A 16270-nucleotide genomic window follows, 5' to 3' on the forward strand; every position below is an offset into this window, starting at 1 on the left:
TGAAAAAGGTAAACGAAATGTTAAAGCGAAGGCAACGCAAAAATGTGCGTTAGCGTTGTTTTGTCGCGCAACTCTCCTTTCGGATGGAAGCGAAGCGTTAGGAACATTCAGGCATACTCTCGCCAAGAGTGAAGTGCTGGGTGCGATGTCCGAAAACCGCAACCATAACGTGTCAAGCCACGCGCCGCTGCAGGCGCGAATCGCCGGTGTGGCCCTGGCTACGACGGTGCTCGCGCTCGTGGCCGCCTGCCTTTGCTTCATGCTTCAGCAATGGAGCGTGGCGCGCCAGGAGGCGCGCGCCAACCACGAGGTGCTGGTGCAGATGGCCGCCGCCGGGGCCGCGGCTCCGCTGGCGGACCACAACATGGTCGGCGTCTATCGAGCCTTGGAAGCCGTGGCCAAGGCGCCGGGCGTCGCAGGGGTCCGCATCATCGACGCCCAGGGACGCACAGTCGCTCAGCTCGGTGAGGCCAATCCTTCCAACGCCGACACACTGCAGCGCCCGATCAAGCTCTCGTCGCTGACGGTCGGCAGGCTGGTGCTCGTGGCCAAGCGCCCTGGCCTCGCCCAGACTCTGGCGCGCGACCTGGCGCTGACGGGCGCGCTGTTCTTCGGCGCGGCGGGCATGGCGATCCTTCTGGCCAACAGCCTGGCCCGACGCCTGGCCCAACCCATGGAGCGACTCTCCGAAGCCATGCACGAAACCGCCGTCGGCGGACGCTTCAAGGCTCTTGACGAGACCGCTGACGACGACGTCTTCCGCAGCCTCATCGCAAGCTTCAACCACCTGGTGGCGCGCCTGGAATGCAACGACCAGGATCTGCGCGGCGCCATGGCCGAGCTGGTCAAGGCGCGTGACGACGCCAACGCCGCCAACGTCCTGAAGTCGCACTTCCTGGCCAATATGAGCCACGAGATTCGCACGCCGCTCAACGGCGTGTTGGCGATGGCCGACGTCATGGCGATGGACCAGCTCAGCGATATCCAGCGCGAACGCCTGTCGGTGATCCGTGAGTCAGGCGCGGTGCTTCTGGGCGTTCTGAACGACGTGCTGGACCTGTCCAAGATCGAAGCCGGCCGTCTGGAGATCCAGGATCGGCCCTTCGACATCGCGCAGCTGGCGCAGTCGATCCGCGAAACCTTTGCACCCCAGGCCCGGACCAAGGGCCTGGCCTTCGAGGTCGGTGTCGCGCCGGAAGCTCAGGGCCTGTGGCGCGGCGACGCCGATCGCCTGCGCCAAATCCTGGGCAACCTGATTTCAAACGCGCTCAAGTTCACCCTGGACGGCGCGGTCGCCGTGCGCTTCGCCTCGGCTGAGGACGGCTCGGGCCTGCGTATCGATGTCGCTGACACTGGTATCGGGATCTCGCCTGAGATTCTGCCGCGCCTGTTCGACAAGTTCGTCCAGGCCGACAGCACGACCACGCGCCGCTTTGGAGGCTCGGGACTGGGCCTGGCCATCTGCCGCGAGCTGGCGGCGATGATGAACGGCTCTATCAAGGTGCAAAGCCGCGAAGGCCGAGGCTCGACCTTCACCGTCCTCGTGGGGCTACCGCGCGAGGAGACGCTGACCGACGTCCACTATATCGATGACGGCGATCCTATCATGGCGCCGCCCCCCGCCGAACCGCCTCGCCTTAGGGTCCTGGCGGCCGACGACAACCCGACCAATCAGAAGGTGGTGGCGGCGGTCCTGGCCCCCCTGAACGCCGATGTCACCCTGGTCGATGACGGCGCGGCGTGCGTCGAGGCCTGGAAGACCGGCGACTTTGACGTCGTGCTGATGGATATCCACATGCCGGTGATGGACGGCCTCGAGGCCGCCCGCAGTATCCGTGCGACGGAACAAGCAGAGATGCGTCGGCGCACCCCGATCATCGCGGTCACGGCGAACGCCCTGACTCACCAGGTCGAGGAGTATCTGTCCGCGGGGATGGACGGCCACGTCGCCAAGCCTATCGAGGTCAGCAAACTCTACGACGCCATCGAGGCGGCGATGGCTGGCGCACGGCTTTCGCGCGCCGCGTGAGCCTGACGACAGGCCGCTATCCAACATGAACGCAGGATAACGAGCGGCTCAGAACCGCTTCAGGCTCGCCGTGTTTCTCTTGGCTCAACGTCGCTTGCCCCCGCAGCGACGGAGACACTCAAAGAGGAACCGAACCGATGAAGAAGATCCTGATCCCGATCGTTGCGGTCTCGGCCCTGGCCGCCGCCACCGTTCCTGCTACGGCCTCGGCCCAGTCGATCAATGATCGCCAAGACAGGCTGGAGCGCCGTATCGACCGGGGCCTGTATAACGGCACGCTCACCCGCCATGAGGCCTATCGCCTGCGCGCCGAGTTGCGCGAGGCCGCCCGCTTGGAGCACCGTTACCGTCGCGACGGCCTGAGCCGTTGGGAGCGCGCCGACCTCGACCGTCGCTTCGACCGCATCAGCGCCCAGATCCGCTACGAGCGCCATGACCGCGACTACGGCTATGGCTATGGCCATGACCGCGACTATCGGGGCGACCGCCGCTGGTGACGTTAGGCCGGCAAGACGCGCAGCTTGCTCTCGATGACGGTGAAGCCGCGGCCGCGCAGCAAGACGCGCGCGCCGCGGCTTTCGCATTCCAGGTCCCCGCCCCGACCAGGATAGGCCTGATGGAACTGTAGGACCCCAGCCCCTAGCTTTTCGCCATAGAGCGGCATCAGGATGCAGTGAGCCGAGCCGGTCGCAGGGTCTTCGGGAATGCCGGCAGCCGGCGCGAAGAAGCGGCTGACCACGGCGTATGGCTTATCAGGATCGGCCCGCGCGACGACGACCGTCTGGCCCGGCCCATCGCCGGCCTCCTTGCCGATCCCTTTGAGCGCCGCCAGGTCCGGCTTCAGATCGCGTACGCTTGCCTCGTTCTCCAGAACCGCGATCAGATAAGCTCCCGCCCAGACTTCGATCGGAGTCACGCCCAGCGCCAGAGCCAGACCTTCGGGCGTAGCGCACCGGCTTGGAGGATCGGCGGGAAAATCCATCTCCAGACCCTCGCCGATCCGCCGCACGGTCAAGGGTCCCGAAAGGGTGTCGAAGGTCAGTAGCGGGACGTCCACGCCCAACTCCTGGAACAGCGTATGCGCCGCCGCCAAGGTCGCGTGACCGCAGAGCGGCGCCTCCCTCGTGGGCGTAAACCAGCGCAGGCCAAAACGAGCGGGGTCGGAGGTCTTCAACAGATAGGCCGTCTCGGCCTGGTTGTTCTCAGCCGCGAGCGCCTGCATCCACGCCGCCGACGGCCAAGCCTCGAAAGGTTCGAGCACACAGGCAGGATTGCCCTTGAAGGGGCCGCTAGCGAAGGCGTCGATGGTCCACTGGCGCATGGCGAAAGCTCTGGCGAAATCCGATGGACATCGCTGTTATGCGCGGCGCAGACGGTCGGCAAAGCCTTTATTGTCCCGGTGACAATCCAGGCTCAGGGCTCGATCGAGATTTCCGGCCAACGCGCCTTGGCGGACGCCGTTGTCCGCTCCCAGCCGCCCGCCCCTTTCACCCGCAAGGGGTTGGGACGCAGGCGCAGGGCGAACAGGTCCTCCAGTCCGAACGGAGCCCACACCCGAAGACGGTCATCAGCCTCCAAGCGCACGCCCACGCAGAAGGCCGTCGCCACGAAGCGCTCGAGGGCCGCAGCGCTGTCCTCGAGCGGCGGATAGGGCTCGTCGGCGCCGAACTTCTTCTCGAACCACAGGTGTACACGCGCTTGGTTGCGGACCTCGACAAGATCCCGCAGGGGCGGCTCAAACGCTGCGGCGACGCGCTTGATCACCACGTCCTCGGCCTCATAGGAGGTGTCTCTGTCGTCGTGATAGGCGACGTCGTAGTCCTTGATGCCATAATCCGGCGCCCGGCCCGTCAGGTGGTTCCAGACCGGCTGGTAAACCGCGCCCGAGAAGATCATCCAGTCCGGCAGATCCAGCTCACGGACCGTCTTCAGGACGTGCATCGTCGTAGGGACGCCCCGTACGATCTCGACGAACCGCTCTTCGAGACTTGAGGTCATGTCCGCAGGGTCCAGCCGTGATCCAGGGGCCCGTGGCCGGCGCCGAAGCCGGGCGCGCGCAGCATGGCCTCGTGCACATAGTTCCAGGCCTGAGCGACGGCTTCTTCGAGCTTCAGGCCCTTGGCCAAGCCGGCGGCGCAGGCCGAGGCGAGCGTGCAGCCTGTGCCATGCGTATGGCGCGTGTCGATCCGCTCGCCTTCGAAGGTGGTCTCGCCCGCTGGCGTCATCAGCACGTCAACCACGCGCTCGCCGGCCACGTGACCGCCCTTCATCAACACCGCTCGGGCGCCGAGGGCGAGCAAGGCCTCGCCGGCGCGACGCAGATCCTCGGTGGTCTCAACGACAAGGCCGGTCAGCGCCGCAGCTTCAGGCGCATTGGGCGTGAGCAGGAACGCGCGCGGGATCATTAGGCTCTTCACGGCGCCGATCGCCGCTGCCGCCAGCAGGGGAGCGCCTCCCTTAGCGACCATGACGGGATCCACCACGGCCGGAACGCCGCCGGCGTGGTCCAACGCCTGGGCGACGATCTCGACGACCGCTGCATCGCCCAGCATGCCCGTCTTGATCGCATCCGCCCCGATATCGTCCAGCACGGCTCTGGCCTGCGCGGCGATCACGTCCAGCGGGATCGGGTGGACGCCTGTGACGCCCAAGGTGTTCTGCACCGTGACGGCGGTGATCACGGTGGCCGCATAGCCGCCGAGCGCGGTGATCGTCTTGATGTCGGCCTGGATCCCCGCGCCACCACCGGAATCAGAGCCGGCGATGACGAGAACGCGACCTTTGTGAGCTTGGGACATGCAGCGTTCTTAGGCGGGAATCGGACGCGCACAAAGGGCGCTTGGATGCGCCTTAAGGGGGCGGCCCGGCGCCACGAATAGCCCGCAACACATCCAGCGCCTGGACGGTTTCGCGCACATCGTGGACTCGCACGGCCGCCACGCCCGCCTCGGCGCCGGCAAGATGCGCGGCGATCGAGCCGCCAAGACGGTCGGAGGCTTCATGGGCCGAAGAGTCGATCCCGGCGATGAACCGCTTGCGGCTGGCGCCCAGCAGGATCGGATAGCCCAGAGCGACGAACCGCGGCAGGGCGGCGATCAGCGCGAGATTGTGCGCCAGCGTCTTGCCAAAGCCGATGCCCGGGTCGAGCCAGATCTTCTCCTTGGCCACCCCAGCGGCCATGGCCGTAAACGCCCGCGCCAGCAGGAAGGCCTCGACCTCGGCCACGACATCGTCATAGCGCGGCGCGTCCTGCATCGTGCCCGGCTCGCCCAGCATGTGCATCAGGACCACCTCGCAGCCCAGTTCGGCGGCGACTTCCGGGGCGTCGGGCGAGAACCGCAGGGCGGTGACGTCGTTCCACATCGTCGCCCCGGCCTTGACGGCGGCCCGCGCGACCGCCGGCTTCATCGTATCGATGGACACCGGAACATCGCTGGCGCGCCGCACCGCTTCGATGAGGGGAACAACCCGCAAGATCTCGTCAAACTCGGACACGGGCGCCGCGCCGGGACGCGTGCTTTCGCCGCCGACGTCCAGGATGTCGGCGCCCTGGGCGATCAGGCGACGCGCGTGCTCGACACCATCCTGCGCCGCGAGAAACTTGCCCCCGTCAGAGAAGCTGTCGGGCGTGACGTTGACGATCCCCATCACCCGGGGCCGGAAGGCGGTGCTCATGGCGCCAGCCTTACGCCTCCCCCAGCATCCGGTCGACCCGCCCGGTCAGGTCGCTGACCGCAAAGGGCTTGGTCAGCACCTCCATGCCGTACTCGATATGCCCGTGGTTCAGGACGGCGTTCTCGGCGTAACCGGTGATGAACAACACCTTGAGGCGCGGCAGGAGGGCCCGCGCGCCATCGGCGACCTGACGGCCGTTCAGGCCGCCCGGGAGACCAACATCCGTAATCAGCAGGTCGACCTGACGACCAGACTGCAGGATTCTCAGACCCGCCGCGCCATCGGGCGCCTCCAGACAGGCGTATCCAAGCTCGGACAAGGTGTCGACGACCAGCATCCGCACCGTAGGCTCGTCGTCGACAACCAGAACCGTCTTGTCGGCCTGGACGTGCGGCGCGTACGGCGCAGCCGCGCCGGTCTCAACCGCCTCCTCGCCCAGATGACGGGGGAGATAGAGGCAAACCGTCGTACCGTGGCCCACCTCGGAATAGATCCGAACATGGCCGTTCGACTGCCGGGCAAAGCCGTACACCATCGACAAGCCCAGACCGGTCCCCTGACCGATCGGCTTGGTGGTGAAGAAAGGATCGAAGACGCGCTCAAGCGTCGCCTTGTCGATGCCCGTACCGGTGTCGCTGACACTCACCGACACATACTGCCCAGGATCCAGCCCGTGTTCGCGCGCGGCCGGTCCGTCGAGCCACCGGTTGCTGGTCTCGATCATGATCTTCCCCCCGTCCGGCATCGCGTCGCGGGCGTTGATGCAGAGATTGAGGAGGGCGTTCTCCAGTTGGTTGGCGTCCACGAGGGTGAGCCAAAGCCCCGTCGCCGCGGCGTTCTCAACCTCGATCGACGGTCCAACCGTCCGGCGGACCAGCTCGACGAAGTCCGGCAGCAGCCTGTTGACGACCATCGGGCGTGGCGCAAGCGTCTGGCGCCGCGAAAAGGCGAGAAGGCGATGGGTCAGAGCCGCCGCCCGGCGCGCTGCGCCCTGGCCGGCCGTCAGATAGCGCTCGACCTCCCCGGCGCGCCCCTGCGCCAGGCGCGCGCCGATCATCTCGAACGAACCCGAAATGCCGGCCAACAGATTGTTGAAATCGTGCGCGAGACCGCCCGTGAGCTGGCCTACCGCCTCCATCTTCTGCGCCTGCCGCAGCGCCTCTTCCGTGCGCTCCCGCTCGGCCAGGGCTTGGGCGATGCGGCTCTCGAGCGTCTCGTTGAGACCGCGCAGATCCGCCTCGGCGCGCTTGCGGGCGGTGACGTCCTGGAACAGCACCGCCACCTGCTTCAACTCGGGCGGCTCGATCCGAAAGGACGCCAGTTCCAGGTGACGGCCCGTCGCCACCAGCTCTTGCTCGAAGCGGATGGGCTCTCCAGTCCGCAGCACCGCGCCATAGCGGGCGACCCATGCATCGGCCTCCTCAGGCACTATCTCCCGAAGCGTCTGACCCACGACGTTGAAAATGCCGGCGTGCCGCTCGTAGGCGGCGTTGGCCATGATGTGGACGTAGTCGCTGTCTGGCCCGTGCGGCCCGTCGAAGAACTCGATGACACAGAAGCCCTCGTCCATCGACTCAAAGAGCGCCTGATAGCGACGCTCGTCAGCGCGGTGGGCCCGCTCCTGCCGAACCCTTTCGGTAATATCGTTGCAAAGAACGAGGACGCCCAGCACCTGGCCCTCATCACCGCAAACCGGCGAGAACATCAGGTTACACCAGGCCGCCTCGCCGTTGTCGCGCGTGAAGCCGACACATTCCTGGACAACGCTCTCGCCCGCGCGCGCGCGCCGCAGCAGCGGAAGGCCGGCGGGAATGGGGAAGACGTCGTCGAAACGCGCGCCCAACCCCGGGGCGACCAGCAGGGCGCGGGCGGCGTCGTTGTGCAACAGCAACGCCTCGTCACCCCAAGCCAGGAACGATGGGATGGGCGAGGCCAGCATCATGCCGGCCGCAACCTTCAGCGCCGGCGGCCAGGCTTGGGGAAATCCTATCGGGGTTTCGGACCAGTCATGCGCAGCGATGGCCAGCCCCGCATCCCCCATTCTCGCCAGGAAGGCCGGAGGATCAGGGCGGGCCGGCAAGCCCCTCGGCTGGTTGGCGGACACGTTATCCAATCGAACAGCCCCGAAGCCGCATTGGCACAGCCGAGCTTTAACGGGCCTCGCGGTTTCCGGTTGCGGCGCGTCGCGAAAAAATCTGACGAACAAAAAAGCCGGCCCTTTCGAGCCGGCTTTTCGTTGAGACCTTTGATGAGGGTCAGGCGGTGACGCTGGCGCCCGCGCCCGGCGACAGCGGCACCAGGGACGGCGCGATCACCGCCGTGGCCGCCTCTTCCTCTTCGCGTTTGGGGGGGATGCCCTTGAGGATGTCGGCGATCTCCTCGCCGGACAGGGTCTCGTACTCGAGCAGGGCCTTACCCAGGGTGTGCAGGTCGTCGATCTTCTCGGTCAGAATGCGGCGAGCCTCGTCCAGGCCGTACTGCACCAGACGCTTGACCTCGCTGTCGATCAGACGCGCCGTCTCTTCCGAGACGTTCTGGGTCCGGGCGACCGAGTGGCCCAGGAAAACCTCGTCCTGGTTATCGCCGTAGGCCACCGTGCCCAGGATGTCGGAATAGCCCCAGCGGGTGACCATGTTACGGGCCAGATCCGTGGCCGCCTTGATGTCGCTGGACGCGCCCGAGGTGATGTTCTCCTTGCCGAAGATGATCTCCTCGGCCACGCGGCCGCCCATCATGATGGCCAGGCGGCTGGTCATCTGCTGGTACTTCATCGAGTAGCGGTCGCCTTCCGGCAGCTGCATGACCATGCCCAGAGCCCGGCCGCGCGGCACGATGGTGGCCTTGTGGACAGGATCGGCCAGCGGCACGTTCAGGGCCACGATGGCGTGACCGCCCTCGTGATAGGCCGTCAGCTTCTTTTCTTCCTCGTTCATGGCCATCGAGCGACGCTCGGCGCCCATCATGACCTTGTCCTTGGCCTGCTCGAAGTCCTGCATGGTGACCATGCGGCGGTTCTTGCGGGCGGCCATCAGGGCGGCTTCGTTGACGAGGTTGGCCAGATCCGCGCCCGAGAAGCCCGGGGTGCCGCGCGCCAGCGTCTTGACGTCGACGTCGGCGGCCAGCGGCACGTTCTTCATGTGAACGCGGATGATCTTCTCGCGGCCGGCGACATCGGGATTGGGCACCACAACCTGACGGTCGAAGCGGCCCGGGCGCAGCAGCGCGGGGTCCAGGACGTCCGGACGGTTGGTGGCGGCGATCAGGATGATGCCTTCATTGGCCTCGAAGCCGTCCATCTCAACCAGCAGTTGGTTCAGCGTCTGCTCACGCTCGTCATTGCCGCCGCCCAGGCCCGCGCCACGATGGCGACCGACCGCGTCGATTTCGTCGATGAAGATGATGCAGGGCGCGTTCTTCTTGGCCTGCTCGAACATGTCGCGCACGCGGCTGGCGCCGACGCCGACGAACATTTCGACGAAGTCCGAACCCGAGATGGTGAAGAACGGCACGCCGGCTTCACCCGCGACCGCGCGGGCGATCAGGGTCTTACCCGTACCCGGAGGACCCACCAGCAGGGCGCCCTTGGGGATCTTGCCGCCCAGGCGCTGGAACTTGGCCGGGTCCTTCAGGAAGTCGACGACCTCCTGCAGTTCTTCCTTGGCCTCGTCGACGCCCGCGACGTCCTCGAAGGTGATGCGGTTCTTGTTCTCGGTCAGCAGTCGCGCCTTGGACTTGCCAAAGCCCATGGCGCCCTTAGCGCCACCCTGCATCTGACGCATCAGAAACAGCCAGACGCCGACGACCAGAAGGATCGGCAGCAGCTGCACCAGGATGGCCAGGAAGCTGATCGAGCCGCTCTTGAACTTCACGTCCGCGTTCTTGGCCACCATGCGGTTGACCAGTTCCTCGGAGTTCATCGGCGCGTTGACCGTCAGGGTCTTGTTGTCGGCGGTTTTGGCCAGCACCGTTTGGCCGGCGATCTCGGCCGACTTGATCTTGCCCGCGTCAACGTCCTTGAGGAGCTGCGAATAGCTGATCTCGCTGCTGCTTTTCGTGCGCGAGTTCTGGCTGACGACAAACACGCCGCCCAGCACCGCCACGATCACCAGCCAGATGGCCAGGTTTCTGAAATTCATACGCCTTGTCTTCCTAGCGAGTGGGGTCTTCCCAGCGAATAGGGTCTCGACCATCCAAGATAGGGGGTCTTGAGCGCTTGCGCCACGGACGTGACATCAGGTCACGGATTCTTGGTCGAGAAGGCCGACCGCAGCCTTGAACCGATCTGGAACGAGCGAACGCACGCGCGCTTCTCCATCGGCTTCAAGCTCCAGGTCGTCAAGCACGAGCTCCCCCGGAGCGTCACCGTCCAGGCTCAGCAGCACGGGCAGCGACGGGCGCACGGCGGGCGCGATGGCCGAAAGTCTGGCGCGCTGCTCGGCAAGCAAGCTGGAGGTCCGCCCGCGCAGTGCGACGACCGCGAGCGCGGTCTTGCCCGCGACAACCTCCCAGCGACCGTCCCACACCCCGCAAGCCCCTGGAGCAAGATCAAGTCGGGCCAGTCCGCCGCGCGCGGCCTCGCCGGCGTCGCGGCAGATCAGCACCGCCTGATCGGCTTCGATCCGCGCGCCCGCCAGCGTGGCGGTAAACCGCGCGCCCGACCTTAGACGTTCGACCAGTCGCGCCAGGCGATCCCCCCTCGGGGGGCGCTCAGCGCCGCTGGCGCAGAGCAAGGCCGCCGCCAGGTGGGCGGGAACGACATCCCGGGGCAGCCGGATCGCACCGGCGGGATCAATCTCGAACACCTCCGGCGGCGGCGCCTCTCTCAGCGGAAGGGGCGGGGCGAGCGCCCCGGCGGCCCGAGCGCGCGCCCGTGCGTAGCGCAGGTCGAGATTGGCCGGGTCGTCGAGCCAGGTTTCACCTTCCCGCGTAAGCGCCTCCCGGATTTCCGCACGCGTCAGCGCCAGCAGCGGGCGGAGCACGAACAGCCCTCGCCCCTCGGGCCAAACCGGCGACGGCGCCCACGCCCGAGGGTTGGACACGGAGGAGCCCTCCGCGCGCATGGCCACACCCTCGGCGAGATCGCTGGCCGTATGGCCAAGGATCATTACCCGGGCTCCAGCCTCGCGCGCAGCGGTGGCCAGGAGCGCATGACGCGCCCGTCGCGCGGCGGCGGGAAGTCCTGTGCGAGGCTTCCGGTCCGTCCAGGTAAGTCCAAGAGCGGCGGCGCCGAGCGCCCGCGCCTTGGCGACCGCCTCCGCCGTCCAGGCTGTGCTTTGAGGCTGCAGTTGGTGGTCAACAACCAGGGCCAGCACCGGGCGGTCCAGAGGACGCGCCCAGTCCAGAACCGTCTTTAGCAGGAACAGCGAATCTCCGCCGCCGGAAAACCCGACCGCGAGCGGCGCACGGGACGCCGGATCGAGCCGCCGGTCTAGAGCGGCTCGAACCTGGTCTAGGCGCACTTGGCCGCGACGCGGGTCGAGGCCGCGCGCGAGTTCACCTGAGCGGGGGCCTTGGGGTAACGCTTGGCCAGTTCGTCGAGGGTTCGGCAGGCTTCGGTGGTCTTTCTCAGCGCGACCATCGACCGGGCGAGCTTCAAGGTCGCGTCTGGAGCCCAGCTGGTCTGCGGCCAGCCGCGGATCGCGCCGATGTAGTTGCCGGCGGCGTCGGTATAGGCCTCGCGCACGAACTGCGTTTCACCCAGCCAGTAGCGAGCTTCCGGCGTCCTGGCGCTCTCAGGGTAATTGTTCACATAGGCTGCGAAGGCCTGCTCGGCATTGGCGTAGTCGCCCGCCAACAGCAGATCCTTGGCTTGCTTGAAGGCGACCGCCGGGTCGGCGGGCGGCGCGGGCGGCGGCGGGACATCTCCGGCCAGCGGCGGTGCGGCCTGGGCGGTCGCGGCCGCCTGCAGGTCGGCCAGCGTCCTCTCAATCGCGGCCAGCCGCTGCTCCAGCGCGTCAGCGCGAGCCTTCTGGTCGGCGGCGGCGCGTTGGGCCTTGGTCAGCTCGAAGTTCGTCGATTCGTTCTGGCCGTTCAGCCGGGTGAGCGTCTGCTCCAAGTCGGACACGCGCTCATTCAGCGCCGCGATCTGCGCGTCGGTCTCGGCCGGCTGCACCACCACCGGCTTGCCCGTATCGCGACCCTGGAAGACGATCGAGCGCAGCTCGCGCACGACCTTCTCCATGCGCTCGACGCGCTTGGCCGAGCGGTCATCGAGCGGATCGGCCGGCGGCAAGGGCGTCTGGGCCACCGCGACGGCGGCGGTGGAAGCGAACAGGACGGCGAGCAGGGCGGATTTCAGCGTCATGGCCGTGATTTACCGATAGAGCCGAGACAAAACTAGGGCGGCTTCCCGCTTGAGAAGCCGCCCTGTCTGAACGCGTCTTAGCGAGCGCCGTCCGTGATGGCCGTGCGGCCGTTCCGGTTCTTGGCCCAGGCTTCTTCGCTCGAACCCGGATCGATCGGGCGTTCCTTGCCGAACGAGATCGTCTCGATGCGCGCGCTCGAAACGCCCTGGGCGATCAGGAAGTCGCGCACGGCGTTGGCGCGGCGAGCGCCCAGAGCCAGGTTGTACTCACGCGTGCCGCGTTCGTCGGCGTTGCCTTCGATACGGATGCGCACGCTCGGATAGCGGTTCAGCCACTGGGCCTGACCGGCCAGAACCGGCTGGGCGTCGGCGCGGATCACATACTCGTCGGTGTCGAAATAGACACGGTCGCCGATGTTGACGACGAAGTCCTGCACCGAACCGGGCAGGATGCCGCTCGACACCGGCGGCTGCGCCGGCGGGGTGTAAGGAGTCGGCTGGGTCGGTTGCGGCGCCGGCGCCGGCGGCGCGACGGGTTCGGGCTTCGGACGCGAAGCGCAGGCGGCGAGCGAGGCGGCGGCCAGGCCGACGAGCGCCAGTCTAACGGCGCGCTGGGTGTCGAAGCTCATCCAGTTTCTCCTCAAGTCAACAAACTCTGGACCTGATCCATACCTGCGCAAAGCTTGGAATGGACCCTCTAAATGTCTGACCAAGCCTCACAATGATGTCAGATGCTCGTCAGATGACGCAGATTCACTTCCAGCGGGAATAAGCGCCGCCGTGACCGTCCTTAGCCGGGAACGCGTCCGCCCAGTTTAGGTTGCGCGGCCGCCCTGAGCCTAGTCCAGAAGGGGCGACCAAGCAGGGTCGGAGGCGGAACCGCTGTAGGCCGCAGGGCGCAGGATCCGCCCCGTGATGTCGACGGTCCACAGCCGCGGATTACCGCTCGCGCCCTCGCGGAAGAACATCAGCACCCGCCCGTTCGGCGCCCAGGTCGGCCCTTCGTCCAGATAGCTGGTGGTTAGCAAGCGCTCATCGCCGCCGTCAGCGCGCATGACGCCGATGTGGAACTCGCCGCCCGTCTGCTTGGTGAAGGCGATGAAGTCGCCGCGCGGACTCCACACCGGCGTGGTGTAGCGTCCGCCGCCGTACGAAATGCGGCGCACCCCAGAGCCGTCCGTGTTCATCACATAGATCTGGGCCTGACCGCCTCGGTCGGAGTTGAAGACGATCTTGGTTCCGTCCGGCGAGAACGACGGCGAGGTGTCGATGGCCGGATCCGTCGTGATCCGGGTGGTCGCGCGCGAGCGCAGATCCATCACATAGATGTCGCTGTTGCCGTTGCGCTCGACCGAGAAGGCCACCTTGCTGCCGTCCGGCGAGAAGCGCGGCGCGAACACCATGCCCGGGAACTTGCCGACCGTTTCCTGGCGACTGGTCTCCAGATTCAGCAGATAGATCGACGAGCCGGTCGGCCGCAGGGCCATATAGGTCAGTTCCTGGCTGGTCGACGAGAAGCGCGGCGTCATCACGATGTAGGAGCCATCGGTCAGATACTGCGGGTTTGCCCCGTCCTGGTCCATGATCGCCAGGCGCTTGATGCGGTTCAACTTGGGGCCGCTCTCAGCGACGAAGGCCACGCGGGTGTCGAAATAGCCCTTTTCGCCGGTCAGGCGCTCATAGACCGCGTCGCTGATCTTGTGCGCCACGCGACGCCAGTTGTCGGGCGTTGAGGAGAACTGCAGCCCCAGGAGCTGTTGCTGGCTGAACACGTCCCACAGGCGGAAGTCCACGCGCAGGCCGCCGTCGGCGCCCACGGTCACCTGGCCGTTGATCAGCGCTTGGGCGCCGGTGGACTGCCAGTCGGGGAAGCGCGGCTGCACGTTCACGTCGGCCAGCTTGTCGGGGACGCCCGCCACGTTCAGCGGCTGGAACAGCCCCGAGCGCTCAAGATTGCCGGTGATGACCTGGGCGATCTCGGCCCCGCGCGTCGAGCCCGAAAAGACCGGAATGGCGATGGGCAGCGGCTTGACCGCGCCGGCGTTGATGTCGACCTCGATCTGCGCGGCGGCCGGAGTGACGAAGGCCGCGCCGCTCAGCAGGGCGGCGACCATCAGCAGCAAGGCTCTAAGGCGCATCGGGGTCTCCTTGTTCATCTTTTCAAGCCTCAACGCGAACAGGCCTGTTTTGCATTGAAGTTGAGGGCGATTTTCTGACCGTACAGGTCCGACGGCAGGTAAGCGAACGGCGAGGCGGCGAACAACGCGCGGATGGCGCGGTCCGAAGCGGCCTTCACAACGGGATCGGGTGAGGACGTGCCGGGCGACTCCGGCTGGCCGACCACCCGACCACCCGGTCCGATCACGAACACGACCCGCACGTTGACGTTGGAGCCGCCTTCGACCTCGCAGTTCGGGTTCCAGCGGTCCTGCACCTCGCCCTGCAAGCGACCCAGGGCCGCGGCCGAGAGCCCGGTGGCCGCGCCCATGGCCGGACGGGCCGAGACCGAGGTCTCCGCCCGCGCGGGCCCCTTGGGCGCATTGGCGGTGGGCTTGCCGGTCGCCTTCTGGGTCTTGGCGATCGAGGCTTCCAGCGAGGCGAAGAAGTCGTTGTCCGCCTTCTTCTGCGGCGTCGGCTTGGCGGGCGTCGGTTTAGGCGTGGGCTTGGGGGCCGGCGCCGGCTTGGGCGGCGCAGCCGGGGCGGGCGTCGGCGTCGGGGCCGGCGTCGGCGCAGGCGGCTGCGGCGTCGCCTCGGGCGTCGGCTCCGGGGTCTGGGCGGTCTGTTCCTCCAGCGCCTCCTCGGCCGGCCGCACATTGGTCGGACCATTGGTGACGATGGTGACCGGCACCGACTCGCCGATGGTGATCGGCTTGGACTGTTTCCACGGCAGGCCGAACGCGATCACCGCCGCCACGGCGCCGTGCAGGGCGATCGAGCCCAGCAGGGCCGGAGACAGAGTCTGTTCGCGGCGAGCGCTCATGCCGCGCCTACTGCGCAGGCCGCAGGTCGGCCGCGCCTTCCGGCTGCGCGTCGCGCGGGGCCGCGCCCGTCGAAGGACCGCCGGTCTCGGTGATCAGGTTGATCTTGTTGAAGCCGGCGTTCGACAGACCCGCCATCACCTGCGCCACGACCGCATAGGTCGCGCCGCCGTCGGCGCGCACGAAGATCGGCTTGTCATAGCCGTCACCGGCGATGGCGCCGATGCGCGGCGCCAGATTCTCGAACGGGATCTGCGTCTCGCCGACGAAGATCTGGCCGTCCTTGCGGATCGACACGGTGATCGGCTCGTCCTGGTTCTGCAGGGCCGCGGCCTCGGTCTTGGGCAGCTCCAGCGGAACCCCGGCGGTCAGCAGCGGCGCCGAGATCATGAAGATGATCAGCAGCACCAGCATCACGTCGACCAGCGGCGTGACGTTGATTTCGGACAGCGCCCCGCGCGAGCGGCGGCCGCGACGACGGCCCCGGCGCCCGCCCGTCGCGAAGGCGTCGTTGGAGGACATCGCCATCGGATCAGACCCGCTCGGCCAGGCGACGCTGGATCGCGGTCGACAGGTCGTCGGCGAAGCCCTCCAGGCGGCCGGCGTACTTGCCCGCGTCGGTCGAGAACTTGTTGTAGGCGATATAGGCCGGGATGGCGGCGATCAGGCCGATGGCGGTGGCGAACAGCGCCTCGGCGATCGACGGCGCCACGACGGCCAGCGAGGTGTTCTTCGACAGCGCGATGTTCTGGAACGCGTGCATGATGCCCCACACCGTGCCGAACAGGCCGATGAACGGCGAGGCGGTGGCGACGATCGCCAGGCTGCCGAGACCTTCCTCAACCTTGGTGGTCTCGCGAGCGATCAGGGTGTCGAGAATGCGGTCGATGCGGGCGATCAGGAAGCCGGCCTGGGTTTCGCTCATCGCGCCCTTGCTCTTGGCGTCTCGCCACTCCTTCAGCGCCGCCTGGAGCATGCGCGGCAAAGCGTGGCGGGGATTGGCGCCGGCTTCTCCCGCGACATCCTCGAGCGAACGGCCGCCGCTGACCTGCTCTTCGAAGCGGTCGGCGGCGCGGTTCAGGGCCTGGAAGCGGAACAGCTTGTCCAGGATCACGGCCCAAGAGCCCAGCGAGGCCAGGATCAGACCGATCATGACGCTCTTCACGACCCAGTCGGCTTGCATGAACAGGGCGAAGAACGAGAAATTCGGGGCGGCGGCCGCGGCGTCCATTCGGGATAGGCTCCGTTGGGTCGTCTGATCAGGACTGGAGAGCGCCGTATGGC

General features: G+C 67.1%; 15 protein-coding genes. 2 read left to right on the forward strand and 13 right to left on the reverse strand.

Annotation, left to right across the window (positions count from 1 at the left end):
• Positions 1-55: 55 nt before the first annotated feature.
• Both OVA11_RS00140 and OVA11_RS00145 read left to right on the forward strand, forming a co-directional pair.
• Positions 56-2029: an ATP-binding protein gene (locus OVA11_RS00140; RefSeq protein ID WP_268065499.1), complete on the forward strand. Its 1974-nt coding sequence runs from the start codon at positions 56-58 to the stop codon at positions 2027-2029.
• Positions 2030-2166: 137 nt separating this feature from the next.
• Entirely contained in the window at positions 2167-2526 is a 360-nt protein-coding gene (locus tag OVA11_RS00145) for a hypothetical protein (RefSeq protein WP_268065500.1), read from the forward strand.
• Positions 2527-2528: 2 nt separating this feature from the next.
• Here OVA11_RS00145 and OVA11_RS00150 read toward each other — a convergent pair whose 3' ends face one another.
• The 13 genes from OVA11_RS00150 to tolQ form a co-directional block, all read right to left on the reverse strand.
• The gene (locus tag OVA11_RS00150; RefSeq protein ID WP_268065501.1) at positions 2529-3350 is read right to left on the reverse strand and encodes a PhzF family phenazine biosynthesis protein; all 822 of its coding nucleotides are present in this window, start codon (positions 3348-3350) and stop codon (positions 2529-2531) included.
• A gap of 92 nt (positions 3351-3442) precedes the next feature.
• Positions 3443-4027 carry a nucleotidyltransferase family protein gene (locus OVA11_RS00155; RefSeq protein WP_268065502.1) on the reverse strand — a complete coding sequence of 195 codons (585 nt, stop codon included), beginning with the start codon at positions 4025-4027 and terminating at the stop codon, positions 3443-3445.
• Positions 4024-4827, reverse strand: a complete 804-nt coding sequence (gene thiD / locus OVA11_RS00160) for a bifunctional hydroxymethylpyrimidine kinase/phosphomethylpyrimidine kinase (RefSeq protein ID WP_268065503.1) — start codon at positions 4825-4827, stop codon at positions 4024-4026. Before thiD ends, OVA11_RS00155 begins: the two co-directional genes overlap by 4 nt.
• 52 nt (positions 4828-4879) lie before the next feature.
• On the reverse strand, positions 4880-5704 hold the full coding sequence (gene folP, locus OVA11_RS00165) for a dihydropteroate synthase (RefSeq protein WP_268065504.1): 825 nt from the start codon (positions 5702-5704) through the stop codon (positions 4880-4882).
• Between the two features lie 10 nt (positions 5705-5714).
• Positions 5715-7745, reverse strand: a complete 2031-nt coding sequence (locus tag OVA11_RS00170) for a hybrid sensor histidine kinase/response regulator (protein ID WP_268068862.1) — start codon at positions 7743-7745, stop codon at positions 5715-5717.
• A 214-nt stretch (positions 7746-7959) separates the two neighbouring features.
• Entirely contained in the window at positions 7960-9840 is a 1881-nt protein-coding gene (gene ftsH / locus OVA11_RS00175) for an ATP-dependent zinc metalloprotease FtsH (RefSeq protein WP_096034326.1), read from the reverse strand.
• A 96-nt stretch (positions 9841-9936) separates the two neighbouring features.
• Entirely contained in the window at positions 9937-11163 is a 1227-nt protein-coding gene (gene tilS, locus OVA11_RS00180; protein ID WP_268065505.1) for a tRNA lysidine(34) synthetase TilS, read from the reverse strand.
• A complete protein-coding gene (gene ybgF / locus OVA11_RS00185; protein WP_268065506.1) occupies positions 11154-12008 on the reverse strand; it encodes a tol-pal system protein YbgF in 855 nt (284 codons plus the stop codon). The genes tilS and ybgF overlap by 10 nt, the downstream gene beginning before the upstream one ends.
• A gap of 77 nt (positions 12009-12085) precedes the next feature.
• Positions 12086-12652 carry a peptidoglycan-associated lipoprotein Pal gene (gene pal, locus OVA11_RS00190; protein WP_268065507.1) on the reverse strand — a complete coding sequence of 189 codons (567 nt, stop codon included), beginning with the start codon at positions 12650-12652 and terminating at the stop codon, positions 12086-12088.
• A 195-nt stretch (positions 12653-12847) separates the two neighbouring features.
• Positions 12848-14179: a Tol-Pal system beta propeller repeat protein TolB gene (tolB, locus tag OVA11_RS00195; RefSeq protein WP_268065508.1), complete on the reverse strand. Its 1332-nt coding sequence runs from the start codon at positions 14177-14179 to the stop codon at positions 12848-12850.
• Positions 14176-14988, reverse strand: a complete 813-nt coding sequence (gene tolA, locus OVA11_RS00200; protein ID WP_268065509.1) for a cell envelope integrity protein TolA — start codon at positions 14986-14988, stop codon at positions 14176-14178. Before tolA ends, tolB begins: the two co-directional genes overlap by 4 nt.
• Positions 14989-14995: 7 nt before the next feature.
• Entirely contained in the window at positions 14996-15514 is a 519-nt protein-coding gene (locus OVA11_RS00205) for an ExbD/TolR family protein (RefSeq protein ID WP_096034330.1), read from the reverse strand.
• A gap of 4 nt (positions 15515-15518) precedes the next feature.
• Complete coding sequence (gene tolQ, locus OVA11_RS00210; protein ID WP_268065510.1) at positions 15519-16217, reverse strand: protein TolQ; 699 nt, start codon at positions 16215-16217, stop codon at positions 15519-15521.
• Between the last annotated feature and the right edge of the window lie 53 nt (positions 16218-16270).

It is taken from the genome of Caulobacter sp. SL161 (assembly GCF_026672375.1).
In the GTDB taxonomy this organism is placed as follows: Bacteria; Pseudomonadota; Alphaproteobacteria; order Caulobacterales; family Caulobacteraceae; genus Caulobacter.